Origin of the sequence: Achromobacter deleyi (genome assembly GCF_902859705.1) — a bacterium.
Lineage (GTDB): Bacteria > Pseudomonadota > Gammaproteobacteria > Burkholderiales > Burkholderiaceae_B > Achromobacter > Achromobacter deleyi.
In genome coordinates this window covers 50,802-77,130 of record NZ_CADIJO010000012.1, presented here as the reverse complement: position 1 = coordinate 77,130, position 26,329 = coordinate 50,802, and the positions used below count along the sequence as shown (strand labels likewise).

At 67.9% G+C, this 26,329-nt stretch carries 28 protein-coding genes; 15 read left to right on the top strand and 13 right to left on the bottom strand.

What is annotated here, in order from left to right; all coding sequences use genetic code 11:
* Position 1: 1 nt before the first annotated feature.
* From HV798_RS18035 to HV798_RS18020, 4 genes are all read right to left on the bottom strand, one after another.
* Complete coding sequence (locus HV798_RS18035; protein WP_175191897.1) at positions 2-1,003, bottom strand: Bug family tripartite tricarboxylate transporter substrate binding protein; 1,002 nt, start codon at positions 1,001-1,003, stop codon at positions 2-4.
* A 124-nt stretch (positions 1,004-1,127) separates the two neighbouring features.
* The gene (locus HV798_RS18030; RefSeq protein WP_217481185.1) at positions 1,128-2,234 is read right to left on the bottom strand and encodes an Ldh family oxidoreductase; all 1,107 of its coding nucleotides are present in this window, start codon (positions 2,232-2,234) and stop codon (positions 1,128-1,130) included.
* A 49-nt stretch (positions 2,235-2,283) separates the two neighbouring features.
* The gene (locus HV798_RS18025; RefSeq protein ID WP_175192221.1) at positions 2,284-2,997 is read right to left on the bottom strand and encodes a FadR/GntR family transcriptional regulator; all 714 of its coding nucleotides are present in this window, start codon (positions 2,995-2,997) and stop codon (positions 2,284-2,286) included.
* A gap of 139 nt (positions 2,998-3,136) precedes the next feature.
* Complete coding sequence (locus HV798_RS18020; RefSeq protein ID WP_175191896.1) at positions 3,137-4,102, bottom strand: dihydrodipicolinate synthase family protein; 966 nt, start codon at positions 4,100-4,102, stop codon at positions 3,137-3,139.
* A gap of 152 nt (positions 4,103-4,254) precedes the next feature.
* Between HV798_RS18020 and HV798_RS18015 the strand changes: the two genes are divergently transcribed.
* From HV798_RS18015 to HV798_RS18005, 3 genes are all read left to right on the top strand, one after another.
* Complete coding sequence (locus HV798_RS18015; protein ID WP_175191895.1) at positions 4,255-5,256, top strand: tripartite tricarboxylate transporter substrate binding protein; 1,002 nt, start codon at positions 4,255-4,257, stop codon at positions 5,254-5,256.
* Between the two features lie 73 nt (positions 5,257-5,329).
* On the top strand, positions 5,330-6,301 hold the full coding sequence (locus tag HV798_RS18010; protein WP_025135815.1) for a Bug family tripartite tricarboxylate transporter substrate binding protein: 972 nt from the start codon (positions 5,330-5,332) through the stop codon (positions 6,299-6,301).
* Positions 6,302-6,467: 166 nt separating this feature from the next.
* Entirely contained in the window at positions 6,468-7,424 is a 957-nt protein-coding gene (locus HV798_RS18005) for a 2-hydroxyacid dehydrogenase (RefSeq protein WP_175191894.1), read from the top strand.
* 273 nt (positions 7,425-7,697) lie between these two features.
* Here the strand turns inward: HV798_RS18005 and HV798_RS18000 are convergent, their stop codons facing one another.
* The 3 genes from HV798_RS18000 to radA form a co-directional block, all read right to left on the bottom strand.
* Positions 7,698-7,934 carry a hypothetical protein gene (locus tag HV798_RS18000; protein WP_025135813.1) on the bottom strand — a complete coding sequence of 79 codons (237 nt, stop codon included), beginning with the start codon at positions 7,932-7,934 and terminating at the stop codon, positions 7,698-7,700.
* A gap of 180 nt (positions 7,935-8,114) precedes the next feature.
* Positions 8,115-8,894: a sulfite exporter TauE/SafE family protein gene (locus HV798_RS17995; protein WP_175191893.1), complete on the bottom strand. Its 780-nt coding sequence runs from the start codon at positions 8,892-8,894 to the stop codon at positions 8,115-8,117.
* A 12-nt stretch (positions 8,895-8,906) separates the two neighbouring features.
* Complete coding sequence (gene radA, locus HV798_RS17990; protein ID WP_175191892.1) at positions 8,907-10,268, bottom strand: DNA repair protein RadA; 1,362 nt, start codon at positions 10,266-10,268, stop codon at positions 8,907-8,909.
* A gap of 301 nt (positions 10,269-10,569) precedes the next feature.
* Between radA and HV798_RS17985 the strand changes: the two genes are divergently transcribed.
* Both HV798_RS17985 and hpaR read left to right on the top strand, forming a co-directional pair.
* Positions 10,570-11,235: a hypothetical protein gene (locus HV798_RS17985; RefSeq protein ID WP_175191891.1), complete on the top strand. Its 666-nt coding sequence runs from the start codon at positions 10,570-10,572 to the stop codon at positions 11,233-11,235.
* Between the two features lie 103 nt (positions 11,236-11,338).
* Positions 11,339-11,788, top strand: a complete 450-nt coding sequence (gene hpaR / locus HV798_RS17980; RefSeq protein ID WP_025135809.1) for a homoprotocatechuate degradation operon regulator HpaR — start codon at positions 11,339-11,341, stop codon at positions 11,786-11,788.
* Positions 11,789-11,864: 76 nt separating this feature from the next.
* Here the strand turns inward: hpaR and hpaD are convergent, their stop codons facing one another.
* A complete protein-coding gene (hpaD, locus tag HV798_RS17975; RefSeq protein WP_175191890.1) occupies positions 11,865-12,716 on the bottom strand; it encodes a 3,4-dihydroxyphenylacetate 2,3-dioxygenase in 852 nt (283 codons plus the stop codon).
* 32 nt (positions 12,717-12,748) lie between these two features.
* The gene (hpaE, locus tag HV798_RS17970; protein WP_175191889.1) at positions 12,749-14,215 is read right to left on the bottom strand and encodes a 5-carboxymethyl-2-hydroxymuconate semialdehyde dehydrogenase; all 1,467 of its coding nucleotides are present in this window, start codon (positions 14,213-14,215) and stop codon (positions 12,749-12,751) included.
* A 201-nt stretch (positions 14,216-14,416) separates the two neighbouring features.
* Between hpaE and HV798_RS17965 the strand changes: the two genes are divergently transcribed.
* The 4 genes from HV798_RS17965 to hpaI are packed head-to-tail and all read left to right on the top strand — an operon-like array spanning position 14,417 to position 17,859.
* Complete coding sequence (locus HV798_RS17965) at positions 14,417-15,448, top strand: fumarylacetoacetate hydrolase family protein (RefSeq protein WP_175191888.1); 1,032 nt, start codon at positions 14,417-14,419, stop codon at positions 15,446-15,448.
* 18 nt (positions 15,449-15,466) lie between these two features.
* Entirely contained in the window at positions 15,467-16,216 is a 750-nt protein-coding gene (locus HV798_RS17960; protein WP_175191887.1) for a fumarylacetoacetate hydrolase family protein, read from the top strand.
* A gap of 24 nt (positions 16,217-16,240) precedes the next feature.
* Complete coding sequence (gene hpaH, locus HV798_RS17955; protein ID WP_175191886.1) at positions 16,241-17,044, top strand: 2-oxo-hept-4-ene-1,7-dioate hydratase; 804 nt, start codon at positions 16,241-16,243, stop codon at positions 17,042-17,044.
* 14 nt (positions 17,045-17,058) lie between these two features.
* Positions 17,059-17,859: a 4-hydroxy-2-oxoheptanedioate aldolase gene (gene hpaI, locus HV798_RS17950; RefSeq protein ID WP_175191885.1), complete on the top strand. Its 801-nt coding sequence runs from the start codon at positions 17,059-17,061 to the stop codon at positions 17,857-17,859.
* Between the two features lie 119 nt (positions 17,860-17,978).
* Here hpaI and HV798_RS17945 read toward each other — a convergent pair whose 3' ends face one another.
* Together HV798_RS17945 and alr are read right to left on the bottom strand one after the other, a co-directional pair.
* Positions 17,979-18,698 (bottom strand): SDR family oxidoreductase, encoded by a 720-nt coding sequence (locus HV798_RS17945; protein WP_006396065.1) that lies wholly within the window; start codon positions 18,696-18,698, stop codon positions 17,979-17,981.
* Positions 18,699-18,879: 181 nt separating this feature from the next.
* Positions 18,880-20,007: an alanine racemase gene (alr, locus tag HV798_RS17940; RefSeq protein ID WP_175191884.1), complete on the bottom strand. Its 1,128-nt coding sequence runs from the start codon at positions 20,005-20,007 to the stop codon at positions 18,880-18,882.
* 125 nt (positions 20,008-20,132) lie between these two features.
* Between alr and hpnC the strand changes: the two genes are divergently transcribed.
* The 3 genes from hpnC to hpnE are packed head-to-tail and all read left to right on the top strand — an operon-like array spanning position 20,133 to position 23,168.
* Entirely contained in the window at positions 20,133-20,963 is an 831-nt protein-coding gene (gene hpnC / locus HV798_RS17935) for a squalene synthase HpnC (RefSeq protein ID WP_175191883.1), read from the top strand.
* Between the two features lie 19 nt (positions 20,964-20,982).
* Entirely contained in the window at positions 20,983-21,846 is an 864-nt protein-coding gene (hpnD, locus tag HV798_RS17930) for a presqualene diphosphate synthase HpnD (RefSeq protein ID WP_175191882.1), read from the top strand.
* The gene (gene hpnE / locus HV798_RS17925) at positions 21,843-23,168 is read left to right on the top strand and encodes a hydroxysqualene dehydroxylase HpnE (protein ID WP_175191881.1); all 1,326 of its coding nucleotides are present in this window, start codon (positions 21,843-21,845) and stop codon (positions 23,166-23,168) included. Before hpnD ends, hpnE begins: the two co-directional genes overlap by 4 nt.
* Positions 23,169-23,216: 48 nt before the next feature.
* Here hpnE and crcB read toward each other — a convergent pair whose 3' ends face one another.
* Both crcB and HV798_RS17915 read right to left on the bottom strand, forming a co-directional pair.
* On the bottom strand, positions 23,217-23,609 hold the full coding sequence (crcB, locus tag HV798_RS17920; RefSeq protein ID WP_175191880.1) for a fluoride efflux transporter CrcB: 393 nt from the start codon (positions 23,607-23,609) through the stop codon (positions 23,217-23,219).
* Positions 23,610-23,613: 4 nt separating this feature from the next.
* The gene (locus tag HV798_RS17915; RefSeq protein WP_175191879.1) at positions 23,614-24,168 is read right to left on the bottom strand and encodes an HdeD family acid-resistance protein; all 555 of its coding nucleotides are present in this window, start codon (positions 24,166-24,168) and stop codon (positions 23,614-23,616) included.
* A gap of 157 nt (positions 24,169-24,325) precedes the next feature.
* Between HV798_RS17915 and HV798_RS17910 the strand changes: the two genes are divergently transcribed.
* Genes HV798_RS17910 through HV798_RS17900 form a run of 3 tightly spaced genes read left to right on the top strand, consistent with a single transcriptional unit; the run spans position 24,326 to position 26,328 of the window.
* The gene (locus HV798_RS17910; RefSeq protein ID WP_175191878.1) at positions 24,326-24,952 is read left to right on the top strand and encodes a PepSY-associated TM helix domain-containing protein; all 627 of its coding nucleotides are present in this window, start codon (positions 24,326-24,328) and stop codon (positions 24,950-24,952) included.
* Between the two features lie 27 nt (positions 24,953-24,979).
* The gene (locus HV798_RS17905) at positions 24,980-25,495 is read left to right on the top strand and encodes a DUF2271 domain-containing protein (protein WP_175191877.1); all 516 of its coding nucleotides are present in this window, start codon (positions 24,980-24,982) and stop codon (positions 25,493-25,495) included.
* Positions 25,496-25,527: 32 nt separating this feature from the next.
* Positions 25,528-26,328 (top strand): DUF4198 domain-containing protein, encoded by an 801-nt coding sequence (locus HV798_RS17900; protein WP_025135795.1) that lies wholly within the window; start codon positions 25,528-25,530, stop codon positions 26,326-26,328.
* The last annotated feature ends 1 nt before the right edge of the window (position 26,329 follow it).

Here is a 26,329-nt window from a genome sequence, read left to right as displayed (position 1 = left end):
CCTAGTCCATGCGGGCGCCGGAGGCCTTGGCCGCCGCGCCCCATTTGGTGATTTCGGATTCGACGAAGGCCGAGAAGGCCTTCGGGTCGTCGCCTACCACCACGAAGCCTACGCTTTCCAGCTTTTGCCGGATATCCGGTGAAGCCAGGGCCTTGACGGTGGCCTGGTTCAGGCGCTGGATCACGGCAGGCGGCGTCTTGGCCGGCGCCGACAGGCCGAACCACGATTCGGCCGCAAACCCCGGATAGCCCGATTCGGCCACGGTAGGCGTATCGGGATAAGCAGGATTGCGCTGCGCGCTGGCCACCGCCAGCGCCCGCAGCTTGCCCGCCTTGACCTGCGGCAACAGGGAATCCTGGTTCAGGAACATCACCGACACGCGGCCGCCGATCATGTCGGTGATGGCCGCGGCGCCGCCTTTGTAGGGCACGTGCACGAGATCGATGTTGGCGGCCTGCTTGAGCATTTCCATGGCCAGGTGGCCCGACGAACCGCTGCCCGAACTGGCGTGGGTGTACTTGCCGGGGTTGGCGCGCACCAGCTTGATGAAGTCGGCGAAGGTGGTGGCCGGAAATTCCATGTTGGCCACCAGCACATTGGGGCCGGTGGCCAGCAGCGAGATGTGCGCGAAGTCGCTGTTGCGATAAGGCATGCTCTGGTAGAGCGCGTAGCTGATGGCGTTGGACCCCACGCCGGACAGCAGCAGCGTGTAGCCGTCGGGCTCGGCCTTGGCCACCACGTCGGAACCGATATTGCCGTTGGCGCCGCCCTTGTTTTCGACGATGACGCTCTGGCCCAGTTCCTTGGACAGCTCGGCGGCGAGCAGACGCCCGACGGCATCGGTGCTGCCGCCTGCCGGGAACGGCACGATCAGCTTGACCGGCCGGGTCGGCCAATTGCCGGACTGTGCCCACGAGGCGGCCGGACACAGCGCGACGATGGCGCTTGCCGCCAGCGCGGCCAGCCCCAAGCGCCTGCGCCCTGGCGAGGTGTTCTCTTGCATGGTTTGTCTCCTTGTCGTTTTTTTCTAATACATGCCGCCCGGTGCCCGGGTCGGTGGGGGCTTCGCGCGCGGCGGCTGGCGCAACGTGCGAAGGAAAAGCATTGCGGGCCAGGCCGTGTCCGGCTCAGTCCAGCAAATACGGCGCGCCCGCGCGCTGGCAGATATCGCGCAGGCGCGTGGCCAGCGCGGCCGGAATGGGAATGCCGTGGACGCGGCGGCGTTCGCGCTCGGCGGTTTCGGGTTCGCCAGCCACCAGCACCGGTTCGTCGGGCTGCGCGGGCGGCGTGTCGTGGAGAGTGTCGATCAGGTCGTCCATGTCGGACTCGAACGAACCGGCGGCGCGAAAGGCGTCGGGGTTGAGCGCCAGGAAGAAATGGCCCACGTCGTCGGGCTCGCCCGGACGCCGCGTGACATTGCGGCGCGCGGCCAGGGCGCTGCCGCTCAGCGTGCCGCCCAGGATCTGCGCCATCATGGCCAGGCCGTAGCCCTTGTGGCTGCTCATGGCCGCCGTGCCGCCCAGCGGCGTCAAGCCGCCCTCGGGCCGCTTGAAGATGAACTGCATGGCGCTGTCGGCCGCGGTGACCGCCGCGCCCTGCCCGTCGACCGCCCAGCCCGGGGGCAGCGGCTTGCCCAGGAAGTCGTAGACCTTGACCTTGTTGGCCGCGACCGTGGTGGTGGCCATGTCGAGCACAAAGGGTTCGTTGCTGGCAGCCGGTGCGCCGAACGCAATGGGATTGGTGCCCAGCATGGGCATGGCGCCGCGCGTGGGCACCATGATGACGCCGTTGGCGCTGCTGGTCACCAGCCCCACCACGCCGCGCTCGACCGCGATGCGCGCGTACACGCCGGCCGCGCCGAAGTGGTGCGAGTTGCAGACCGACACGGCGCCCACGCCGTGTTCCAGCGCCTTGTCCACGGCCAGGTTCATGGCCTGCGCCGACACCGGATAGCCCAGCCCGCCCATGCCGTCGAGCAGCGCGCTGGCGCCGCCGTCGCGCACCAGGCGGGGCCGCGCATCCAGCTTGAGCGAACCGGCGCGCCATTTTTCTTCGTAGGCCGGCAGCATCGAGATGCCGTGCGAATCGATGCCGAGCAGGTCGGTCTCGGCCATCAGGCCGGCGGTGACAGCCGCCAGGTCGGGCGCCATGCCCCAGGCCTGCAAGACCACCAGAATCTGTTCCCGAACCTGCCCCGCCGATGCTGCCGTGATTGCCGAACCCTTGCCTTGCACGCGATGTCTCCTGTGATCAGTGGGATGAGCCGGTCCGGTGTGAGGCGGGTCAATCGCGTTCGCGGTCGACCAGCCGGTGGCGGGCCTGGCCCAGATGGAATTGCATGGCGACCCGGGCGCGCTCGCCGTCCTGGGCGCGGATGGCCTCGAGGATGGTGGCGTGTTCGTCCAGCACGCGCTGGGCGCGCTGGCGCGAGCCGGTGCGGGTCAGGTTGAGCGTGAGGCGCATGAAACCGTTGATGGATTCATGGATGCTTTCCAGCACGCCCAGATAGAAATCGTTGCCGGTGGCCTCGGTGATGCTGGCGTGGAACGCCAGGTCCATTTCGGCGGACACCTCGCCGCGCGCCAGGCTGTCGGCGAACGCGATGTGGGCGGCTTCGATCTTTTGCAGTTGTTCGTCGGTGCGGCGCAGCGCGGCCAGGCGGGCGGCGTCGCCTTCCAGGGCTACGCGCAATTCCTGGGCGCGCAGATAGGCGCCCACGTTCTGCACGTCGCTGAAGGCGGTCAGGCGCGGCGCCGGCTGGTGGCTGACGAAAGTGCCCAGCCCCTGGTGCGCGGTGATGAGGCCGTCGGCGCGCAGGCGCAGCAGCGCTTCGCGCACCACCGGCCGCGACACGCCGAAGCGCTCGGTGATTTCGTTTTCGGAAGGCAGCTTGTCGCCCACATTGAGCTTGCCCGAGACGATCTGCTCGAAGATCTGCCCGTAGAGCTGATCGGCCAGCCGCACGCGGTGGCCGCGTTCGAGCACCAGCGCGCCCATGGCGTCCGGCTCGGCGGACGACTGCGGCGCGGCGGCGGGTGATGCTTTCGGTCGGGCCACGAAACCTCCTGGGGAACTGGGCGCAATGACAAGAGCGCTCATCGTAACTTCAATGCCGCGCGCCCCGCCAATCCCGCGCTTAGGCCGTGGCGGTTTTCCGGTCCGAGATTGCGCCGGCCTCATCGGCCGATGCACGGTCCCAGGCCGCCAAGGCCTGCGCTACCGGCGCCACGCGTTCGCGCTCGGCGCTGGAAATGCCGGTCAAGAGCGGCAGCATCGGACCCATGTCGGCCACGCCGGACAGCGTGACCGCATCGTGCAGCACGCGGATCGGGCTGATGCCGTCGCGGCAGTCCTCCAGGCCCAGGTAATGCTGGCGCACCGACTCGGCTTCGTCGTAGCGGCCGGCGGCAAGCAAGTGCAAGAGGCGCATCGAGCCGCGCGGCGCCACGCAGACCGAACCCGACGTGAAGCTCTTCAAGCCGAAGTCGCGGTAATGGACGATGGCCGGACGCTCGCCGATGCCGCTGACCACGCGGTTCGAATCCACCGCCTGCAAGAGCGCGGTGAGGTAGGCGTCGCGCGCCGGGTCCTCGCGCACCACGGCGTACTTGAAGGCCACGATGCGCCCTTCCTCGACCAGCCGCGCGGCGGTGGCCGGCGCCAGGTAGTCGGCCGACTTGATGTAGACCACGGCCGGTTTGGCCAGCGCATCGGTGAAGCGGCGCACGCCATCGGCCAGGCCCGCGTCGGTATAGGGGAACGACATCGGCAGCAGCATGGCCGTGGGAAAGGCGCGGCTGCGCAGGATCGCGGCCTGGTCCATCATCTTGCCGAAGTCGGGACCGACGGACGGCAGGATCCAGGTGTCCGGGCCGGCCAGGGCGGCCAGCATGTCCACGATGCGCGCGTATTCGCCCACGCCCACGTTGTAGAAATTGGCGTTGCCGCCGTACATCACGTTGCGCACGCCGCCGGCCTCCAAGTGCCGCAGCAAGGCCTGGTTGGCGGCCTCGTTCAAGGACAGGTCGGCATGGCGCGCCAGAGGCGGCACGGCAATGACGGAGCGCTGCAGATCCTGGACGGTGACCGGGGACGTTTTCATGGCGGGAAAGCTCCTGGTGGGTCCCGTCACCGGGCCCAGTTGTCAAATAAGTAAGGTGAAAAAAGTATACTTGGTTGACAAGTAAATGCTCAATACCTATATTCGTTTTACAAACGATGCGCGGCCACGCGCACACCAAGGAGACGAATTCCATGCATGCAGTCCCTGAGCGAGGCCGCTTGGCCCTTGCCGCCTGTCTGGCCGCGGCCGCCTTCCTGATACCCGCCGCGTCGGCCCACGCGCAATACCCCGAACGCGACGTCAGAATCATCGTGCCCTTCCCGGCCGGCGGCACCGCCGACATCGCCGCGCGCGTGGTGGCGGCGGAATTGGGCAAGTCCTGGGGCCGCGCCGTGGTGGTGGACAACAAGGCGGGCGCCGGCGGCAACGTCGGTTCCGGCGAGGCGGCCCGCGCCGCGCCCGACGGCTACACGCTGCTGATGGGCACCGTCAGCACGCACGCCATCAACCAGTCCGTCTACGCCAAGCTGCCCTACGACCCGGTCAAGGACTTCCAGCCCGTGACGCTGGTGATCCCCGTGCCCAACGTGCTGGAACTGAACCCCGGCTTTGCCGACAAGCACGGCATCCGCAGCGTGGCCGACCTGATCAAGTACCTGAAGGCCAACCCCGCCAGCGTCAACATGGCCTCCACCGGCAACGGGACGTCCACGCACCTGTCCGGCGAGCTGTTCCAGACCATGACGGGCACGCGCATGACGCACGTGCCGTACAAGGGCAGCAGCCCGGCGCTGACCGACGTGATGTCGGGTTCGGCCGACCTGATCTTCGACAACCTGCCCTCGTCGATGGGTTTCATCAAGGGCGGCAAGCTGCGGCCGCTGGCGGTCACCACCGCCACGCGTTCGCCCGCGCTGCCCGATGTGCCGACGTTGGCCGAGGCCGGAGTGCCCGGCTATGAGGCGTCCAGCTGGTTCGGCCTGCTGGCCCCGGCGGGCACGCCGCCGCAGATCGTGGACAAGATCCAGCGCGATGTCGCCGCGGCCCTGCAGCTGGAGCCGGTGCGCGCCCAGTTGCAGGCCCAGGGCGCCACGCCGTCGGGCAACACGCCCGCCCAATTCACCCAGTTCATGGCGCAAGAGACCGTCAAGTGGGCCGAGGTGGTGAAGAAATCAGGCGCCAACGTCGACTGACCCGCGCCGGTCCGGACCCGGCCGCCACGCGTGGGCGCCGGGTTCTTCATCATCACGCGAACCAGGAGACAACATGAACAGACCCCTACGCGCGGTTGCGCTGGCCGCGGCCGCGCTGCTTGCCGGACCGGCGGCGCAGGCTGCCGGCTACCCCACCAAGCCCGTCACGATGATCGTGCCTTTCGTGCCCGGCGGCTCGTCCGACATCACGGCGCGCAGCGTCACGCCCGGCCTGTCCAAGGCGCTGGGCCAGACCTTCGTGGTCGAGAACAAGCCGGGCGCCAACAGCGCCATCGGCGCGCAGGCGCTGGCCCGCGCCACGGCCGACGGCTACACCATGATGGTCGGCTCGATCGGCACCTTCGCCATCAACGAGGCGCTGTACAAGAATCTTTCCTACAACCCCAGCAAGGACTTCGACTACCTGACCCAGGCGGTGCGCAACCCCAACGTGCTGGTGGCGTCGGCCGACTTCCCGGCCAGTACGGTGGCCGAACTGGTGGCCTACGCCAACAAGAATCCCGGCAAGCTGTCGTATGCCTCGTCGGGCACGGGTTCGTCGGACCACCTGTCGGCGGTGCTGTTTCGCCAGCGCACGCAGACCACCGGCGTGGACGTACCCTACCGCGGCGGTGGCGCCGCCATCGCCGACCTGATCGGCGGCCAGGTGAATGTGTCGTTCCAGAATCTGGGCGCGGTACAGAACCACATCAAGGCCGGCAAGCTCAAGGCCCTGGCCATCACGGGCGATGCGCGCGCGCCGGACCTGCCCGACGTGCCGACGCTGGCCGAGGCCGGCATCAAGGACATGGTGGTCTATTCATGGCAGGGCTTTGCCGTGCCCAAGGGCACGCCGCCGGCCGTGGTGCAGCAGCTGACCCAGGCGCTGCAGACGGCGCTGCGCGATCCGCAGACCGAGAAGACGTTGCAGGGCCTGGGCTTCGAGGTCGTGGCCAACACGCCGCAGCAGTTCACTGCCTTCCAGGAAGCCGAGGTCAAGCGCTGGAAGGACGTGATCCAGAAGGCCAATATCCAGCTGGAATGACGCCAAACGCGTGCGGCGCAGCCGGCCTGCGCCGCGCCGCTGGCCTGTCGGCGGGTCGGCTGACGCAGCCGACCCCAATGCCCCGCGCCCGGCACGACCGCCTGTCAGCCGGATTCCAGGCCAGATCAAGTAGCATGAACGTTTTGCCACCCACCCGTACGACAACATGACCACCAAGCATCGCATCATCCAGGTCGGCTCCCTGGCCGGCTCGCCTTCCGCGAACCAGCGCCTTGCGCAGCGCTACGACGTCATCGAACTGTGGAAGCAGCCGGACCGCAAGGCCGCGCTGGCCGAGCTGGGCAAGGGCGTGACCGCCGTCGTCACGTCGGCCAACTTCGGCGCCAACGCCGAACTCATCAACGCGCTGCCCGACCTGAAGGCCATCTGCAGCTGGGGCGTGGGCTACGAAACCATCGACGTGGCCGCGGCGCACCAGCGCGGCGTGCAGGTCAGCAACACGCCGGACGTGTTGACCGACTGCGTGGCGGACCTGGCCTGGGGCCTCTTGATCGCCGGTGCGCGCCGCATGGGCCAGGGCGAACGCTTCGTGCGCGCCGGCCAATGGGGCCAGGTGCACGGCAGCATTCCGCTGGGCCAGCGCGTCAGCGGCAAGAAGCTCGGCATTGTCGGCCTGGGCCGCATCGGCGAGGCCATTGCCCGCCGCGGCATCGGCTTCGATATGCAGGTGCGCTATCACAACCGCAGAAAGCGCGACGACATCGACTACGGCTACGAGGCCTCGCTGACCGACCTGGCGGCCTGGGCGGACTTCCTGATCGTGGCCACCGTGGGCGGGCCCAGCACGCGCCATCTGGTCAACCGCGAAGTGCTCGAAGCCCTGGGGCCCAAGGGCATCATCGTCAACATCGCGCGCGGCCCGGTCATCGACGAAGCGGCTCTGGTGGCCGCACTGGAAGCCGGCAAGCTCGGCTGCGCGGCGCTGGACGTGTTCGAACACGAACCCAAGGTGCCCGACGCGCTGATCAAGAGCGACCAGGCCGTGCTGCTGCCGCACATCGGCAGCGCCACCCTGGAAACGCGCCAGTCGATGGAAGACCTGATGCTGGAAAACCTGCAGGCCTACTTCGATACCGGCCGCGTGATCACGCCGGTGGATTGATGCGGGTGGCGGGCGCCAACGCCTGCCCCTGCCGCACCTGACAGAACCCGCGCACTGCGCGGCGCCCAAACGAAAAAGCCTCTCGGTGCCCATACCGAGAGGCTTTCGGCTTTCAGGCCCGGGGGCCATCCGCCGTTTGCAAAGGAACTTGGACCTTGCGGCCCGGTACTGCGATACTGCGATTGAAGATTTACTGCGGTTAGAGATTTACTGCGGTTGAAGATTTACTGCGAACTACGGTTACTGCGGTACTGCCTTACTGCGGGTACTGACTTACTTCGCGGGCGCCATGGCGCCCGATGCATCCGTTTTGGCAGCGCCCGATTTCGGAGCAGCCTGCTTGGCGGATGTTTTATCGGACTTGTGATGCTTGTGCTGCGCCTGGGTCTTGGTGTCGCCCGCCTTGGTCGTGGCATCGGCGCCCGCCGCGAACGCCGAAGGCGCGGCAGCAAGGCCAAGGCACAAGGCCGAGGTGGACAAGAACGCAGCGATACGGGAGTGAGTCGTCATTACATGAACTCCTGATGGTATCGGCCCGAAGGCCTTTCCTACTCGGGGCGGCAACATCGCCGCATGACCCGTACTCCGTTGGAACCCGCTCCCGGCCGAAGGTTCAGCGCGGAACAGGAAATTTTCCGGCGCTAACGGTTCGTCATGAGATGGTGACAAACGCGCAGCGCGCGCCCGCCCTCAGCTTTCAAATGCCAGCAGCGCCACGGTGGCGAACAGCATGGCGGCAAAGCAGGCTCTCAGCTTGCGTTCAGGCAGCTTGTACGCCAGCCGCACCCCCACCGGTACGAACAAAAGGCTGCCGGCGGCCAGCGGCAGGCCTACCAGCCAGGCGGCCTGCCCGGCCCACGAATAGGTGACCAGCGCCACGGCCGACCCCGGGATCACCATGCACAGGGCCAGCGCCTGCGCGGTGGTCTGCGGCAGGCGGAAGACCGAGGTGATGATGGGCACCGCCAGCACCGCGCCGCCCACGCCGAAAAAGCCGCCCAGCGTGCCGCATAGCACGCCCAGCACGCTGGCGCGGCGCGGCGTGAACACGGGTGCAGCACGGCCCGCGGCGGGCTTGGGCGAACGCGCGGCCACGCCGGCCCGCCAGGTCTGCCAGGCGTAGAACAACGCGATGAAAAAGAGAAACACCGCGAAGCTCAGGCGCAGCGTGCTGGAATCGATGCCCAGCGCCAGCCGGGCGCCGACCCAGGTGAACACCACCGCGCCCCCGGCCCCGGCCAGCGCCACGCGCCGGTCGATGCGGGTCTGCTGGTTGTATTTGCGCACCGCCATCATGATGGTGGGCAGCACCATGATCAGGGCAGTGCCCTGCGCCAGCTGTTGCGACATGCCCATCAGCAGCACCAGCGCGGGAATGGCGATCATGCCCCCGCCAATGCCCAGCACGCCGCCCATGAAGCCGATAAGACACCCCGCGCCCAGGCACAGGGCGATAAGCCAGAGACTCACGTCACGCTCCTGTCAGCGCAGTTTTTCCAGCGCGGCATCCAGGCGGTCGACCGCCCAGATCTCGAGCCCTTCGATGGGCTGGCGCGGCGCATTGGCCTTGGGAATGAGGGCGATGGAAAAGCCCAGCTTGGCGGCTTCGCGCAGGCGTTCCTGGCCGCGTGGCGCGGGGCGGATTTCGCCGGCCAGACCGACCTCGCCAAAGGCGATCAGGCCACGCGGCAAGGGCCGGTCGCGCAGCGACGACATGATGGCCAGCAGCACCGGCAGGTCGGCGGCGGGCTCGGTGATGCGCACCCCGCCCACGGCATTGACGAAAACGTCCTGGTCAAACGTAGAGACGCCCGCGTGGCGGTGCAGCACGGCCAGCAGCATGGCCAGGCGGTTGCCTTCCAGGCCGACGGTCAGGCGGCGCGGATTGGGCGCATGGGAGCTGTCGACCAGCGCCTGGATTTCGACCAGCAGCGGGCGCGTGCCCTCTTGCGTGGCCATGACGCAGGAACCGGGCACCTGCTGCTCATGCTGCGACAGGAATAACGCCGAGGGGTTGGCCACGCCGCGCAGGCCGCGGTCGGTCATGGCGAAGACGCCCAATTCGTTGACAGCGCCGAAACGGTTCTTGAAGGCGCGCACCAGGCGGAACGACGAATGCGTGTCGCCTTCGAAGTACAGCACGGTGTCGACGATGTGTTCGAGCACGCGCGGGCCGGCCAGGGCGCCGTCTTTGGTGACGTGGCCGATCATGACGATGGCGATGCCGGTCTGCTTGGCCAGCCGCGTGAGCTGGGCGGCGCATTCGCGCACCTGCGACACGGACCCGGGCGCGGCCGTGAGTTCGCCGCTGTAGAGTGTCTGGATCGAGTCGATCACGGCCACGGTGGGCTTTTGCTCGGACACGGCCGCCTGGATGGCTTCCAGGCGGATTTCCGCCAGCAGGTTGACGTTGCCCGTCTGCAAGTCCAGCCGGCGTGCGCGCAGCGCCACCTGCTCGGCGGATTCTTCGCCGGTGACATACAGCACGTTGGTGGTTTCCGACAGCGAGGCCAGCGCCTGCAGCAGCAGGGTGGATTTGCCGATGCCGGGGTCGCCGCCGATCAGCACGACGGCGCCGGCCACCAGGCCGCCGCCCAGCACGCGGTCGAATTCGTCCAGCCCGGTGGGCTGGCGGGGCGTTTCGCGGGCCTCGATTTCGGACAGGCTGCGCACCGGGCTGCTGGAAGCCAGCGGCGCGTAGCGGTGCGCGGCGGCGGCGGGCGCCGACGATTCCACGGTTTCTTCGAGGGTGTTCCAGGCATTGCAGTGCGGACACTTGCCTTGCCACTTGGGGGTCGTGCCGCCGCAGTCGGCGCACACATAGACGGTTCGGGATTTGGCCATGGGCGAAAGTGTACCGGCAAGCCCCCGCCCCCGGCGCGCCGCCCGCGGGCGTTTTTGTCCCGCTTTGCCCCGTGCTGGTGCACCCGGCTGTCAGTTGGCTTGCACAATCGGGGACATCGTCACGTTACACCCTGCAAATACACGAAATTCACTGGCAGATTTCTTCAAATCGCGCATAATCAACATCTAAACCGGAACACGACCCACGCCTGGACGAGATCGCCGGACCACCGGTGCGGCACAAGCAAAGGTCAACCGCGGATATGCCCTGCCACCAGGCATATGCGCGAGGAGTACGCGCATGAGCATTACCTATCGCCCCCCCTTCGACGAAGACGACGAACTGGATTTGCGCGCCCTGTATCGCAAGCCCAGGGCAGGCGGCAGCCCCGAATTGGAAGCGGCCGTGCGCCGCACCTGGCACCCCGGCCATAGCTGGCATCCGGGCTGGGCCGCGGCCGCCTGCCTGGCCATCGTGGCCGGCGTGTTCGTCTGGACCGACATGCGCGAAAGCGCCGAAATGGCCGACATGAACGCCCAGTTGGCCGTGCCCCACGAAGTGGGCACCACCGCCGAACGCGCCCCGGCCCCGCGCCCCGTCATGGTCTCGGAAACGCCGGCACCGCAAGCCGCGCCTGCCCCGGTCCAGCGCGCCGCGCAAACGCCCGCTGCGCCGGTTGCCGCCGCGCCTGCCAGCAGCGTCCAGGCCAGCGCGCCTGCCCCGGCCGCCCCCGAGGCCACCGCGCAAGCCGCCGCCGAGCAGCCGTCCGCCGAGGCCGCCACGGCCGAGGTCACCGCCTTCAGCGAAGAAGATATCGAAGCCCGCGTGGCCCACATCCGCAGCCTGATGCAGGACGACCAGCAAGACGAGGCCGTGGCCGCGCTGCGCGAACTGCAGCAAGGCGCCCCCGACCTGACGCTGCCCGACGACCTGCACGAATTGGCGCAGCAGAACCCCGCTTCCTGACCCCTTTTTTTCCTCGTTCCGTTTCCCCCAGGCCCGCATTCGTTGCGGGCCTGGACGTTGATACCCTCAAGAAATCGAACGGCTTCTTGCTAACATGGCCGCCATGAGTCCGAGCTTCCACCACCGCAACCTTCCCCACCTGCTGCTTTACGCGCGCGAAACCCTGATGGCGCATTTCCGGCCGATATTGCACGCCGCGGGCGTGACCGAACAGCAATGGCGGGTGTTGCGCACCCTGAGCGAAGTCGGCTCGATGGAACCCAACCAGATTGCCCGCAGCTGCCAGATCCTGAGCCCCAGCCTGACCCGCATGCTGGCCGGCATGGAAGAGCAAGGCCTAATCAAGCGCGTGCGCTCCAACGCCGATCAGCGGCGCCAGGAAATCTCGCTGACGCCCAAGAGCAACAAGCTGATCGACCGCATGCGGCCGCAAGTGGATGCGAAGTACCAGGAAATCGAAGCGCGCATCGGCAAAGAGCTGCTGGACCGCCTGTACACCGACGTCGACGCGATGGTCGAGCTGATCAAGCGCGAGCCCGCCACGACGGAGTGACCCCCGCACGCCCCCCGCGCCTGCCCGGCTGTCCGTGCAGGCGCGCGGGACGGCCCGGCGCCCGCCTGGCCCGGGTTCAGTCCGGCACGGGCAGGATCGCGTTGATCTGCCCCGTACCCGAACTGGTGAAGTAGTCCGTCACGATCTCGGCCGGCCGGTCGTAGGCATCCCAACCCAGCAAGCCCAGCAGCATGGCAGTGTCGTGCATGCCGCCCTCGCCCACGCACAGCTCGGCGTATTCAGGCAGCATGGCGCAGAAGGTCTTCCAGTCGCCCTGGCGCCACAGGTCCACCACCCGCAGGTCGACCTGGCGATAGAACTCGCGGCTGATCTGGTGCATGGCCGCTTCCGGGCTGTTGTTGTCGTTGAAACGGTGCGACAGCGACCCGCTGGCCAGCACCGCCACGCGGCCGTCGCCCTGCTCGATGGCCTGGCGCAGCGCCACGCCGAAACGGCGGCTGTCCTCCAGCGAGTGCCAGGCGCACCAGGCCGCCACCGAGACGACCTTGAAGCGGTCGTCGCCATTCATGTAGCGCATCGGCACCAGCGTGCCGTATTCCAGTTCCAGGCTGGCTATCTCGTGGGCGCGCGTGGCCACACCGGCCGCGCTGGCGCATTCGGCGATGCGCCGCCCCAGGGCCGGATCGCCGCGGTAGGCGTAGTCCATGTCCTTGATGAAATGCGGCAGCTCGTTGCTGGTGTAGCAACCGGCGAAACGCTCGTTGCAGTTGACGTGATAGCCGGCGTTGACCAGCCAGTGCACGTCCAGCACCACCAGCGTGTCCACGTCCAGGTCGCGGCAACGCTGGCCGATGATGCGGTGGCCCTGGATGGCGGCCTCGCGGCAGCCGTGATGCCGGCCGGGCATTTCGGAAAGGTACATGGACGGCACATGCGTTACCTTGGCCGCCAGCGCGAGCTTGCCCATGATGGTTGTCTCCGGATTTTTTATGGCGGGGCTCAGACGCCCCATTTGGGAATGTGGTGGCTGCCCATCGAGACGCAGACGTTCTTGATTTCGGCGAACACCTCGTAGCTGTATTCGCCGCCCTCGCGGCCGGTGCCCGATTCCTTGGTGCCGCCGAACGGCTGGCGCAGGTCGCGCACGTTCTGGCTGTTGATGAACACCATGCCGGCCTCGATGCCGCGCGCCAGGCGGTGGGCGCGGCCGATGTCGCTCGTCCAGATATACGACGCCAGGCCATACTTGACGTCGTTGGCCAGCGCCAGGCCATGGGCCTCGTCCTTGAACGGGATCAGGCAGGCGACCGGACCGAAGATCTCTTCCTGGGCGCAACGCATGCGGTTGTCGACATCGGCCAGCACCGTGGGGCGCACGAAATTTCCGCCCGCCAGGCGCGCAGGCAGGCCTGCCGGGGCGTCGGGGCCGCCGGCCAGGATGCGGGCGCCCTCTTCTTTGGCCAGGCGGATGTAGCCGGTGACTTTCTCCCAGTGCTGGCGCGTGATCATCGCGCCCACGTGGGTGGCTTCGTCGGTGGGATCGCCCACCACCAGGCGCTGGGCGCGCTCGGCGAAGCGGCGCACGAAGTCGGCGTAGATGGATTCCTGCACGAAGATGCGCGAACCGGCGGTGCAGCGTTCGCCGTTGAGCGAGAAGATGGTGAACAGGGCCGCGTCCAGCGCGCGCTCGACGTCGGCGTCGTCGAACACCAGCACGGGCGACTTGCCGCCCAGTTCCATCGAGAATTTCTTGATGCCGCCGGCACTGGACAGGATCTTCTTGCCCGTCACGGTGCCGCCGGTGAACGAAATGGCCCGCACGCCAGGGTGGCGCACCAGCGCATCGCCAGCCGTCGCGCCATAGCCTTGCACCACGTTCAGCACGCCGGCCGGAATGCCGGCTTCCAGCGCCAGCAGGCCCAGCTGGTCGGCGGTCAGGGGCGACAGTTCCGACATTTTCAGCACCGCGGTATTGCCCAGCGCCAGGCAGGGCGCGGTCTTCCAGGTGGCGGTCATGAAGGGCACGTTCCAGGGCGACACCAACGCGCACACGCCCACCGGCTGGTAGAGCGTGTAGTTCAGCATCTGGTCGTCCACCGGATAGGTGTGGCCATTCATGCGGGTGCAGACTTCGGCAAAGAAGGTGAAGTTCTCGGACGCGCGCGGAATCAGCTGCTTGCGGGTCTGCGAGATGGGCAGGCCGGTGTCGCGGGTTTCCAGCTCGGCCAGCTGCGGCACGTTGCGGTCGATCAGCTCGCCCAGCCGGCGCATCAGCCGGGCGCGTTCCCTGGCGGGCGTGCCGGCCCACTTGGGAAAGGCCTCGGCGGCGGCCGCGACGGCGGCGTCGATTTCCGGCTGGCCGCCCGCGGCGACTTCGTCGATGGCCTCGCCCGTGGCCGGGTCATAGGTGATGAAGCGGTCGGCGCTGTCGACCTGCTTGCCGTTGATCCAGTGCTTGATGCTCACGCGTGTCTCCTTGTCGGCCTTTGAGGGTCGGATCTTCGGCCCGCCGAATATTTAGTTAACTCGTTAACTTTATGCCCGGGAAATTGCCGCTGTCAACGGCGGAAAACCCCTGGCGGCCCACATTGCCGCCCGCAGGCTTTTTCACTATGATAATTAACATGATAACAATATCTGCCGGAGGGGGCTTGCCCCACGCCTGCCATGCCACACATCTGGATTGAGTATTCCGCCAATCTCGACCTGGACACCCGCGCGCTGATGCGCGTGGTGCAGGACGCAGCCGTGGGCGACGGCAGCCTGTACCCGCTGGCCGGGGCCCGCACCCGCGCACTGCGGGTGGATGACTACCTGATCGTGGATGGCCACCCCGACAATGCCTTCGTGCACGTGCTGCTACGCATCGGCCACGGCCGCAGCGCCGAACAGCAGGCGGCGCTGGGCGAACGCGTGTTCCAGGCGCTGGACCGCGCCCTGGCCGCGGAAATGGCGCGCCGGCCGCTGGGCATTTCGCTGCAGGTCGAAGAAGCCGACCCGGTGCTGAACTACAAGCGCAACAACTACCGCGAGTACCTGGCCGACCGTGCGGCGGCCGCCCGCGCCGCCCTGCCGCGCACGGTGGTCGGCGTGGCGCTGAACAGCCGCCAGGCCCTGGCCGCGCTGGGCGAGGCCGTCAACGCGCCGCCCTACAAGGCGCCGCCGCAAGCGCCGGTGCTGTACATCAAGCCCGCCAACACCTATGCCGCCGACGGCGACGTGATCACGCTGCCGGCGGACGTGCAGGAAGTGTCGATCGGCGCGTGCCTGGGCATCGTCTTTGGCCGCCGCGCCACCCGTGTGAGCGAAGCCGATGCCCTGGATTACGTCGCCGGCTATCGGGTGGTGGCGGATCTGTCGGCGCCGCACGCCAGCTACTTCCGGCCCGCGCTCAAGCAGCAATGCCGCGACGGCTTCTGCCCCATCGGCAGCGACCTGGCGCCGGCCGCCGCGGTGACGGACCCGGACGCGCTGGAGATCGAAGTGCGCGTCGACGGCGAAGCGGTACAGCGCACGACGACGGCCGATCGGGTGCGACCGGTGGCCCGGCTGATTGCCGACGTGACCGCGTTCATGAGTTTCGAACCCGGCGACATCCTGCTCACCGGCATCCCCGCCGATGCGCCGCGCGCCCGCGCCGGGCAGCGCTACGACATCCGCATCGCCCAGGTGGGCACGCTGGGCAACGCCCTGGCCTGACGCATCACGGAACCCGCCATGAAACACGCACGCATCGCCTTTGAAGGCGCCATCCACGCCGCCACCGAAGCCGGGCCTGGCCAGGTGCGCCTGGCCGACGGCCGCTGCCTGGCCGAAGACGCCGTCACCTGGCTGCCGCCCATCGAACCGCGCACCACCTTCACGCTGGCCATCAACTACGCCGACCACGCCAAGGAACTGGCATTCAAGGCGCCGGACGAACCGCTGGGCTTCCTGAAGGCGGCCAACACATTCGTCGGCCACCGCGCGCAGACGCTGCGCCCGGCCGACGTGGCCTTCATGCATTACGAATGCGAACTGGCGGTGGTGATAGGCAAGACCGCCCGCAACGTGGCGCGCGCCCAGGCCTACGATTACGTGGCCGGCTACACGGTGGCCAACGACTACGCGCTGCGCGACTACCTGGAAAACTGGTACCGCCCCAACCTGCGCGTGAAAAGCCGCGACACCTGCACGCCGCTGGGCCCCTGGCTGGTGGACCGCGACGACGTGCCCGACCCGATGAACCTGGACCTGCGCACCACCGTCAACGGCGTCGAGACCCAGCGCGGCAACACCCGCGACATGGTGTTCGACATCCCGGCCCTGATCGAATACTTCAGCAGCTTCATGACGCTATCGCCCGGTGACCTGATCCTGACGGGCACGCCCGACGGCATCATCAACGTCAATCCCGGCGACGAAGTCGTGACCGAGATCGACGGCATCGGCCGGCTCGTGAACACGCTGGTTCCCTACCCCGCCTGACATTCCCCACCCTGGACCTTCGCCATGCTCGACTCCGCCACCGTACACGCCATCGCCGCGCGCCTGCACGACGCTGAACGCACCCGCCAGCAGATCCGCCAGATCTCGCTGGAACACCCCGACATCACCATCGCCGACGCCTACGCCATCCAGCGCGCCTGGATGGACATCAAGCTGGGCGAAGGCCGCATCAAGCGCGGCCACAAGATCGGCCTGACCTCGCGCGCCATGCAGCAGGCCTCGCAGATCGACGAGCCCGATTTCGGCATGCTGCTGGACGACATGTTCTTTGCCGACGGCAGCGACATTCCCGCCGGCCGCTTCATCCTGCCGCGACTGGAAGTGGAACTGGCCTTCGTGCTGGGCAAGCCGCTGCGCGGGCCCGACGTGACCTTGTTCCAGGTGTACGACGCGGTGGACTACGTGATTCCGGCGCTGGAGATCATCGACGCGCGCTCGCACAGCATCGACCCCGACAGCAAGCGCCCGCGCAAGGTGTTCGACACCATCGCCGACAACGCCGCCAACGCAGGCGTGGTGATGGGCGGACGGCCCGTGAAGATGAACGAACTGGATCTGCGCTGGGTCGGCGCGATCCTGTCGCGCAACGCGGTGATCGAGGAAACCGGCGTGGCGGCTGGCGTCTTGAATCACCCCGCCAATGGCGTAGTATGGCTGGCTAACAAGCTGGCCGCCCACGACGTGGCGCTGGAAGCAGGCGAGATCATCCTGTCGGGGTCGTTCACCCGCCCGGTGCTGGCCCGCCCTGGCGATACCTTCAATGTCGATTACGGCGTGCTGGGTTCCGTCAACTGCCACTTCATCTGATCCCCACGCAGCCCATGGATATCCTGACCAACCACTTCAAGCGCGCCCTGCGCGCCGGCAAACCCCAGATCGGCCTGTGGGCCGGACTGGCCAGCGCCTACACGTCTGAAATCTGTGCCGGCGCCGGCTTTGACTGGCTGCTGATCGACGGCGAACACGCGCCCAATACCTTGCAGACCACGCTGGCCCAGCTGCAATCGGTGGCGGCCTACCCGGTGGCGCCGGTGGTGCGCCCGGCCTGGAACGACCCGGTGCAGATCAAGCAGATCCTGGACACCGGCGCGCAGACGCTGCTGGTGCCCATGGTGCAGTCGGCCGAAGAGGCCGCGGCCGCCGTAGCCGCGGTGCGCTATCCGCCTGCCGGCATTCGCGGCGTGGGCAGCGCGCTGGCCCGGTCGTCGCGCTGGAACCGCATTCCCGACTACCTCGAACGCGCCAATGACGAAATGTGCGTGATCGTGCAGATCGAAACGCCGCGCGCCATCGACGCACTGGACGAGATCCTGGCCATCGACGGCGTGGACGGCGCCTTCATCGGCCCGGCCGACCTGTCGGCCAGCATGGGCTACCTGGGCAAGCCCGAGCACCCCGAGGTCACCCAGGTCATCGACGCGGCCATCGCCCGCATCGTCAAGTCGGGCAAGGCCGCCGGCATCCTGCATAGCGGCGTGCCGCAGGCGCGCCACTACCTGTCGCTGGGCGCGACCTTCGTGGCGGTGGGCGTGGATGCCGTGCTGCTGGCCCGCGCCGCCGAAAAGCTGGCGGGCGAATTCAAGAACGTGAAGACGGTGGACGCGGCCAACGGGCCGTATTGAAGCGCCGGGGCCGGTGACGCCCCGCTCACGACGCCCCAACGAAAACCGGCCCGCTTGCAGCGGGCCGGTTTGTCTTGCAGGGCACGGATTGGATGCGATTCGCGCCCGGGGATGTCAGGTCAGGAACGGCCGCCCAGACTGCCGCCGCCGTCCACGCCCAACACCTGGCCGGTGATGAAGCCGGCGTCGTCCGACAGCAGGAAGGCGATGGCGGCGGCCACTTCGGCCGGCGTGCCCAGGCGCTTCATGGGCACCGAGGCCAAGGCGCGCTTTTCGCCTTCGCTGCCCGCCGGCCGGGTGGCGCGGAACATTTCGGTTTCGATCGGGCCGGGGGCCACCGCGTTGGCGGTGACGCCGTATTCGGCCAGTTCCAGCGCCCAGGTGCGGGTGCAGCCCACCAGCGCGCTCTTGGCGGCCGAGTAGGCGGTGCGTTCGAGGCCACCGTGGATGGCGCGGCTGCAGACGTTGACGATGCGCCCGGCGCGGCGCACCTTCATCGATTCGATGAAGGCCTGCGTGACCTGCACGGCCACGCGCACGTTCAGGTCCAGCACGTTGTACAGGGTGGCCAGGTCGATTTCGCCCAGCGGCTGGGGCGAGGCGATGCCGACGTTGTTGACCACGGCATCGACGGGGAATTTCTCGCGGATTTCGCGCAGCACTTCTTCGGTGCGGCCGGCGTCGGCCAGGTCACAGGCATAGAGATAGCCGGGGAAATCCACATCGCCGGTATTGCGCGCGATGCCGACCACATGACAACCCATGTCGGACAGCCGCTGAGTAAGCGCCCAGCCTATGCCTTTGGTGGCGCCCGTAATGAGCACGCATTTGTCCTTCATGGATCGAAACCTCGTTGATTGTTTACTGGGTCGAAAACGGGCGCCTGGGCGCCCGGTCTTTCAAGTAGACACCATCCGGCGGTGGCTGTCTTGTAAATTGCGTAGCAATTCTTGCACGCTGGACACCCCCCCGGGGCGGGGCGCCAAGGCGGGCATCCCCCAAAAGGATCAGACGTCGGGATCAGACGTCGCGGGTGACCGGCACGCGGGGGGCCAGGGCGCAGAGCAGCTCGTAGCCGATGGTGCCGGCCGCCAGGGCGACTTCGTCCACCGAGGGGCCGTCTTCGCCCCACAGCGACACGGGGGTGCCGACGCCAGCGGCGGGAATCGGGTCCAGGTCGACGATGAGCATGTCCATCGAGACCCGGCCCACCAGGCGGGTGCGGATGCCGGCCACGGCCACCGGGGTGCCGGTGGCGGCGTGGCGGGGGTAGCCGTCGGCGTAGCCGCAGGCCACGATGCCGACGCGCATGGCGCGGTCGGCCCGGAACAGCGCGCCGTAGCCGACCGAGTCGCCGGCCTTCAGTTCCTGCACGGCAATGATTTCCGAGCGCAGCGACATGGCGGGTTTCAGGCCGAACGAGGCGGCTTCGGCATCGGCGAACGGCGACGCGCCGTACAGGCAGATGCCGGGGCGGACCCAGTGGGCCTGGTTTTCCGAGGCCACGGCGATCTCGGCGAAACGCAGGGTGGCCGCCGAATTGCAGACGCTGACCGGCCCGGGCAGCTTATGCGTCACCGAATTGAAGACGGCCATTTGTTCGCTGACGCCCTGGGGGCCGTCCGCGCAGGCGAAGTGGGTCATCTTGCCGATCGAGCCGACCGTGCCCTGCTGCTGCAGCAACTGGGCGCGCTCGTGGGCAGCCAGGTAGGCGGCGGGCGAAAAGCCCAGCCGGTTCATGCCGCTGTTGAGCTTGAGCATGATGTCGACCCGGCGCGACAGGCGCGCCCGCGCCAGCATGTCGAGCTGTTCACGCTGATGCACGGTGATGCTCAGGTGGTAGCGGTCGACGATGTCGAGGTCGGACGGGTTGAAAAAACCTTCGAGCAGCAGGATCGGACCGCCCCAGCCGGATTCGCGGCAGCGCACGGCTTCGTCCAGATCCAGCATGGCCAGGCCCTGCGCCTTGGAGAAGCCGGCGACGGCCTGCTCGATGCCGTGGCCGTAGGCGTTGGCCTTGATGACCGCCCAGATCGAGGGCGGCAGGCCGGATGCGGCGGCGGCGGTCTGGTCAAGGTGGCGGCGCACGGCGGCCAGGTTGTGCGCCAGGGCAGAGACGGAAACGGTGGCAGAGACTGGGCGGGGCATGGTATGAGATCCTGTGGCGCTTAAGTCTAACTGATCGGCGTGGCGGCAGCAGCACGGTCGCGCCGCCGCGCGTACTCTAAAATGATCCGGATCCGGCCCGACCCGGCCAGACCGCAGGACCCCATATGCCCATCGATCACTACGAGAATTTCCCCGTTGCCTCGCTGCTGCTGCCGCGACGGCTGCGCGGCGCCGTGACCGATCTGTACCGGTTTGCCCGCGCCGCCGACGACATTGCCGACGAAGGCAGCGCCGACGACGCCGAACGCCTGGCCCAGCTGGCCGCGTTTCGCGCCGAACTGCACCGCATTGGCGCCGAGCCCGGCACGGTGCCCGCCCCCGGCGCGCCCGAACTGGCCAGCATCTTCGTGCCGCTGGCCGCCACGATCGCCCGGCACCAGTTGCCCATCACCCCTTTCTACGACCTGCTGTCCGCCTTCGAGCAGGACATCAGCGTCAAGCGCTACGACGACTACGCCACCCTGGCCGACTACTGCACCCGCTCGGCCAACCCGGTGGGCCGCCTGATGCTGCACCTGTTCGGCGCGGCCGATCCGCAGAACGTCGAGCAGTCCGACGCCATCTGCACCGGCTTGCAGCAGGTGAACTTCTGGCAGGATGTGCGGGTCGATTGGCACAAGCACCGCGTCTACATTCCGCAGGAAGACCTGCGCCGCTTCGGCGTGTCCGAAGACGACCTGGCCGCGGCCCGCCTGACGCCCGCCTGGCGCGCGCTGATGGCGTTCGAGGTCGAACGCACGCGCGCGCTGCTACACTTCGGCGCTCCGCTGGCGCGCCGCCTGCCGGGCCGCATCGGCCTGGAACTGCGCCTGGTGGTGCAAGGCGGCCTGCGCGTACTGGAGCGTATCGAGGCGGGCGGCTACGATGTATTCATGAATCGCCCCGAATTGGGCGCCAAAGACTGGGCCATCATGTTGTGGCGCTCTATCAAGTAAGTAACCGGCCCTGCCAACTATGACCCCTGACGAGTACTGCCAGGAGAAAGCCGCCAAAAGCGGTTCCAGCTTCTACTATTCCTTCCTGTTCCTGCCGCCCGAGCGGCGCCGCGCCATCACGGCGCTGTATGCGTACTGCCGCGAAGTCGACGACGTGGTGGACGAATGCACCGACCCGTCGCTGGCGCGCATCAAGCTGGCGTGGTGGCGCACACAGGTCGACCAGATGTTCGACGGCAAGCCCGATCACCCCGTGACGCGCGCGCTGCAGCCGCACCTGCAAAGCTGTTCGATCACCCGCGAACGCCTGCTGGCCATCGTGGACGGCATGGAAATGGACCTGGACCAGACCCGCTACCTGGACTGGCCCGGCCTGCGCAAATACTGCTGGCACGCGGCCGGCGTGGTGGGCGAGCTGTCGGCCGGCGTGTTCGGCTATACCGATCCGGCCACGCTGGTCTATGCCGAAAAGCTGGGCCTGGCGTTCCAGATGACCAACATCATCCGCGACGTGGGCGACGACGCCCGCCGCGGCCGCATCTACATTCCGGTCAACGACATGCAGCAGTTCGAGGTCAAGGCCTCGGACATCCTGAATGGCGAGTATTCCGAGCGCTTCTCGGCCCTGATGAAGTTCCAGGCCGACCGCGCCCGCGAGCTGTACCGCGAAGCCATGCGCAGCCTGCCCGAAACCGACCGGCGCGCGCAGCGCCCCGGCCTGATGATGGCGGCGATCTACCACGCGCTGCTCGACGAGATCGAGCGCGACAACTGGCAGGTGCTGCATCAGCGCATTTCGCTGACGCCCCTGCGCAAGCTCTGGCTGGCCTGGAAGACCTGGGTGGGCGGCGGACGTGGACTGGTCCGCCGGTTGGCGCGATGAAGGCCGCGGTCATCGGCGCCGGCTGGGCCGGGCTGGCCGCCAGCGTCGCCCTGCGCGAAGCCGGCGCCAAAGTCACGGTCTTTGAAGCCGGCCATACGCCCGGCGGACGCGCCCGGCGCGTCTTTCACGACGGCTTCGAATCCCCGCTGGACAACGGCCAGCACCTGCTGTCGGGCGCCTACAAGCACACGCTGGCGCTGATGCGCCGGGTGGGCCGCAACCCCGACGCGCTGCTGATGCGCCGCCCCTTGCGGCTGGCCAGCCTGGATGGCCGCTTCCGGCTGTCGGCCCCGCGCCTGCCGGCGCCGCTGCACATGGCGGTGGCGATCCTGCGCGCCCGCGGCCTGTCATGGGGCGACCGCCTGGCCACGCTGCGCCTGATGCGCGGCCTGCGCACCATGTCCTGGACGCCGCCGCGCGACTGGACCGTACAGCAGCTGCTGCACTATCACGCGCAGTCCGACACGCTGATCCGCCAGGTCTGGGAACCGCTCTGCCTGGCCGCCCTGAATACCCCGGTCACCACGGCCAGCGCCGTGCTGTTTGCGCGCGTGCTGCGCGACAGCCTGGCCGGCCGCCGCGAAGACAGCGACCTGCTGCTGCCGTGCACTGACCTGTCGGCGCTGTGGCCCGATGCCGCCGCGCGCCAGGTCACCATGCGCTACGGCAGCACGGTGCGCCAATTGCAGCCGTCCGACAACGGTATCGACATCAACCAGGAACGCTTTGACGCGGCCGTGCTGGCCGTGCCGCCGACCTTTGCCGCGCGCCTGCTCGACGGCCCGCTGCGGGCGGCGGGGGCAACCGGTTTGCTGGACGCGCTGCGCGCCTTCGATTACCTGCCGATCGCCACGCTCAATCTGCGTTTGGCCGAGCCCTGGCGCCTGCCCGAACCCATGATGATGCTGCGCGAGGATCGCGCCCGCGGCCACGTCGGCCAATGGCTGTTCGACCGCGCCCAGTTGGCGGGCGACGCGCAGGCCGGCGAGCTGGCGGTGGTGGCCAGCGCCGCCACCACCCTTACCGACCGCAACCGCCAGCAGGCCATCGAGGCGCTGATCGACCAGGTGGCCGAGCAGGCTGCCGGCTATCCGCAGCGGCTGCCGCCGATGCCGGAAGTGTCGTCCGCGGAACTGTTCATTGAAAAGCGCGCCACCTTTGCCGCGGTGCCCGGCCTGCATCGGCCGTTGAACACCACGCCATGGCCCACGCTGGCCCTGGCCGGCGACTGGACCGACACGGGCTACCCTGGCGTGCTGGAAGGCGCGGTGCGCAGCGGGTTGGAAGCGGCGCGGGTGCTCAATCCGCGCGCAGGCGACTGAACCTGTCCGCACGCAGGCGGCGCGGCCACGCTGCCCGCCCCGCTTGCGTCAGCGCAACAGGCTGACCGTGGCCAGCCCCAGCCCCGTCAACAGCAACGACCCCAGCAGGCTGAAACCGGCATAGCCGAGTGCGCCAGCATAGGCGCCGCGTTCGAGCATGGCGACCGTTTCGGCCGAGAAGGTCGAAAACGTGGTCAGCCCGCCCATGAAGCCGGTGATGGCGCCCAGCCGCACCCAGGCCGGCCATTCCGGATGGCCGGCCACCAGCGCCAGCACCAGCCCCACCAGGTAACCCCCGACCAGATTGACCGCCAGCGTGCCCCAGGGCCAGGACTCGGTGTTGAGCCACAGGCTGGCCAGCCAGCGGGCCCACGCGCCCAGCACGGCGCCCACGCCGACGGCCAGGAAGTTCAGGGGAATCAAGGTCTGGTAGACGGACATGGGCTCAATGGGTGCGGTGCTGCTTCAGGCGCAGGGAAAAGACCAGCAGCAGTATGCCAAAGAACACCGCGTACAGGCCGATGACCCAGACCAGCGCCAACGCGCCCGCCCCCGGCTGGGCGATCAACATGGCGCCGAACAGGATCGACACCAGCCCGGACAGGCCCAGGAACCACTCGTTGCGGATGTCTTTGCGAAAGCGGATCGCGGCAATGACCTGGAATACCCCGGCCACCAGCGCCCAGATCGCGATGATGTAGAGCAGCACCAGCGCGGTCAGGCCCGGCCACAGGAAGGTGACGATGCCGGCCGCCACGCCCAGCAGGCCGACGATGATGAGCGCCCAGAGCGGCTTGCCCTGGTCGCGGATGCGGATGCCGGCCACCAGCGCGAGTACCCCATCGACCAGCGCGAATGCGCCCCACACCAGCACCAGCGCAGACAGGGTGATGGCGGGCATGAACAGGGCCATCAGGCCGAACAGGATGGCGACCACCCCGCGCAGCGCGACCCAACCCCAATGACGACCGATCTGATCTACCACTTGCTGTTCAAGCATGACGACCTCCGGTGGTGATAACGGGTGCCCTATCTTATCGCCGCGAGCGGAAATGAGTCCGAAATCGATTGAAATCTATTCCCACGTTAATAATCTGTTCTATAAGAGTAATTCTCATTTGAATGATAGAATCCGGCCCTTGAATTTTGCCCACCCCATGGACAGTCACGCATCCCCCCGGCGCCGGGCCTATTGGCTCAAGACGCTGCACCAATGGCATTGGATCAGCTCGGCGCTCTGCCTGCTGGGCATGCTGCTGTTCGCCATCACCGGCCTGACGCTGAACAACGCCTCGCACATCGAATCGAAGGCGGTCGTGACCAGCCGCGAAGCCCGCCTGCCCGATGCCGTGCTGGCGCAACTGGCCGCCCCGGCCAATCAAAAGAAGGCCCCCCTGCCCGTTGCGGTCGCCCAGTGGCTGGACACGGAACTGGATGCGGGCGCCGCGGGCAAACCCGCCGAGTGGTCGGCCGGCGAAGTCTACGTGTCGCTGCCGCGCGCCGGCGGCGATGCCTGGCTGTCGATCGACCGGGCCAGCGGCGACGTCGAATACGAACGCACCGACCGCGGCTGGATCGCCTACCTGAACGACCTGCACAAGGGCCGCAACACGGGGCTGGCCTGGAGCTGGTTCCTGGACATTTTCGCCATCGCCTGTCTGGTCTTTTCGCTGACCGGACTGGTGCTGCTCAAGATGCACGCGGGCAACCGCGGCGCGACCTGGCCCATGGTCGGCCTGGGCGTCGTGATCCCGCTGGTGCTGGCGCTGCTCTTCATTCACTGATTCATTCGATCCGCCCTGGAGATTTCCATGCGCAAGTTGTTGCTGTCGGCCCTGTTGGCCGGCCTGATCGCCCGAACGGCCTACGCCGCCGACATCGGCCTGTCCATCGAAGTGCCGCGCCTGGACGTGGCCGAATACCACCGCCCGTACGTCGCCATCTGGATCGAAAACGCCGACCAGAGCGTGGCGGCCGACCTGGCCGTCTGGTACGACGTGGCCAAGAAGAACAACGAAGGCACCGAATGGCTCAAGGACATGCGCCAGTGGTGGCGCCGCAGCGGCCGCAACCAGACCTTCCCCGTGGACGGCGTGAGCGGCGCGACCAAACCCGCCGGCAAGCACGCCCTGAGCTTTGACGCGGCGTCCAAGCCGTTGGCCGGGCTGAAGCCGGGCCAATACGCCGTGGTGGTCGAGGCCGCCCGCGAAGTCGGCGGCCGTGAGCTGCTGCGCATTCCCTTCCAGTGGCCGCCGCAGAAAGCCGAGCAACTGACGGCCCGTGGCGAACACGAGCTGGGCGCCATCGCCCTGGACCTGAAACCTTGATCTGCCCCCCTCCCTGCACAAGGAACGCAACCATGAAATCCGTCGCCAAACTGGCCGCCGCCCTGGCGCTGTGCCTGCCCTACGCCGCCCATGCCCATGACGTCTGGATGGTGCCGTCCTCGACCGTGCTGTCGGGCACCGACAGCTGGATCACCGTGGATGCCGCGGTGGGCAACGACAAGTTCTACTTCAACCACGCGCCGCTGCGCCTTGACGGCCTGGCCGTGGTGGCCCCGGACGGCTCGGCCGCCGAAGCCGAGAACCTGAATCGCGGCAAGCTGCGCAGCACGTTCGACCTGCAGCTCAAGCAGGCCGGTACCTACCGCATCGCAGTGGTGAACGACGGCGTATTCGCCCGCTGGAAAGAAGACGGCAAGCCCAAGCGCTACTTCGGCAAGCCGGAAGGCCTGGCCCAGGCCGTGCCGGCCAACGCCGCCGACCTGGAAGTGACGCAAAGCCTGGGCCGCGTCGAAACCTTCGTCACGGCCGGCAAGCCGTCGGCCATCAAGCCGGTGGGCCGCGGCCTGGAACTGGCGCCCGCCACTCACCCCAACGACCTGTTCACCGGCGAATCGGCCAACTTCCAGCTGCTGCTGGACGGCAAGCCCGCAGCCGACCTGGACGTGACCATCGTGCCCGGCGGCAGCCGCTACCGCGACAAGGTCGGCGAGATCGCCGTGAAGACCGACAAGGACGGCAAGTTCTCGGTCAAGTGGCCGCAGCCGGGCCTGTACTGGATCGAAGCGGGCACCGAAGACGCCAAGGTCAGCGTGCCGCAGGCCAAGAAGCGCCGCCTGTCGTACGCCGGCACGGTCGAAGTGCTGCAGCCCTGAT

Excerpts from the sequence above, each read along its gene's own strand:
- hpaH (WP_175191886.1), top strand. The coding sequence starts at position 16,241 with ATGCTCGACTCCGCCACCGTACACGCCATCGCCGCGCGCCTGCACGAC.
- crcB (WP_175191880.1), bottom strand. The coding sequence starts at position 23,609 with ATGTCCGTCTACCAGACCTTGATTCCCCTGAACTTCCTGGCCGTCGGC.
- hpaR (WP_025135809.1), top strand. The coding sequence starts at position 11,339 with ATGAGTCCGAGCTTCCACCACCGCAACCTTCCCCACCTGCTGCTTTAC.
- HV798_RS18025 (WP_175192221.1), bottom strand. The coding sequence starts at position 2,997 with ATGGGCGCGCTGGTGCTCGAACGCGGCCACCGCGTGCGGCTGGCCGAT.
- HV798_RS18015 (WP_175191895.1), top strand. The coding sequence starts at position 4,255 with ATGCATGCAGTCCCTGAGCGAGGCCGCTTGGCCCTTGCCGCCTGTCTG.
- radA (WP_175191892.1), bottom strand. The coding sequence starts at position 10,268 with ATGGCCAAATCCCGAACCGTCTATGTGTGCGCCGACTGCGGCGGCACG.
- hpnE (WP_175191881.1), top strand. The coding sequence starts at position 21,843 with ATGAAGGCCGCGGTCATCGGCGCCGGCTGGGCCGGGCTGGCCGCCAGC.
- hpnC (WP_175191883.1), top strand. The coding sequence starts at position 20,133 with ATGCCCATCGATCACTACGAGAATTTCCCCGTTGCCTCGCTGCTGCTG.
- HV798_RS18010 (WP_025135815.1), top strand. The coding sequence starts at position 5,330 with ATGAACAGACCCCTACGCGCGGTTGCGCTGGCCGCGGCCGCGCTGCTT.
- HV798_RS18035 (WP_175191897.1), bottom strand. The coding sequence starts at position 1,003 with ATGCAAGAGAACACCTCGCCAGGGCGCAGGCGCTTGGGGCTGGCCGCG.
- HV798_RS17965 (WP_175191888.1), top strand. The coding sequence starts at position 14,417 with ATGCCACACATCTGGATTGAGTATTCCGCCAATCTCGACCTGGACACC.
- HV798_RS17900 (WP_025135795.1), top strand. The coding sequence starts at position 25,528 with ATGAAATCCGTCGCCAAACTGGCCGCCGCCCTGGCGCTGTGCCTGCCC.
- hpnD (WP_175191882.1), top strand. The coding sequence starts at position 20,983 with ATGACCCCTGACGAGTACTGCCAGGAGAAAGCCGCCAAAAGCGGTTCC.
- hpaD (WP_175191890.1), bottom strand. The coding sequence starts at position 12,716 with ATGGGCAAGCTCGCGCTGGCGGCCAAGGTAACGCATGTGCCGTCCATG.
- HV798_RS18000 (WP_025135813.1), bottom strand. The coding sequence starts at position 7,934 with ATGACGACTCACTCCCGTATCGCTGCGTTCTTGTCCACCTCGGCCTTG.
- HV798_RS18005 (WP_175191894.1), top strand. The coding sequence starts at position 6,468 with ATGACCACCAAGCATCGCATCATCCAGGTCGGCTCCCTGGCCGGCTCG.
- HV798_RS17960 (WP_175191887.1), top strand. The coding sequence starts at position 15,467 with ATGAAACACGCACGCATCGCCTTTGAAGGCGCCATCCACGCCGCCACC.
- HV798_RS17915 (WP_175191879.1), bottom strand. The coding sequence starts at position 24,168 with ATGCTTGAACAGCAAGTGGTAGATCAGATCGGTCGTCATTGGGGTTGG.
- alr (WP_175191884.1), bottom strand. The coding sequence starts at position 20,007 with ATGCCCCGCCCAGTCTCTGCCACCGTTTCCGTCTCTGCCCTGGCGCAC.
- HV798_RS17910 (WP_175191878.1), top strand. The coding sequence starts at position 24,326 with ATGGACAGTCACGCATCCCCCCGGCGCCGGGCCTATTGGCTCAAGACG.
- HV798_RS17985 (WP_175191891.1), top strand. The coding sequence starts at position 10,570 with ATGAGCATTACCTATCGCCCCCCCTTCGACGAAGACGACGAACTGGAT.
- hpaI (WP_175191885.1), top strand. The coding sequence starts at position 17,059 with ATGGATATCCTGACCAACCACTTCAAGCGCGCCCTGCGCGCCGGCAAA.
- HV798_RS17905 (WP_175191877.1), top strand. The coding sequence starts at position 24,980 with ATGCGCAAGTTGTTGCTGTCGGCCCTGTTGGCCGGCCTGATCGCCCGA.
- HV798_RS17945 (WP_006396065.1), bottom strand. The coding sequence starts at position 18,698 with ATGAAGGACAAATGCGTGCTCATTACGGGCGCCACCAAAGGCATAGGC.
- HV798_RS18020 (WP_175191896.1), bottom strand. The coding sequence starts at position 4,102 with ATGAAAACGTCCCCGGTCACCGTCCAGGATCTGCAGCGCTCCGTCATT.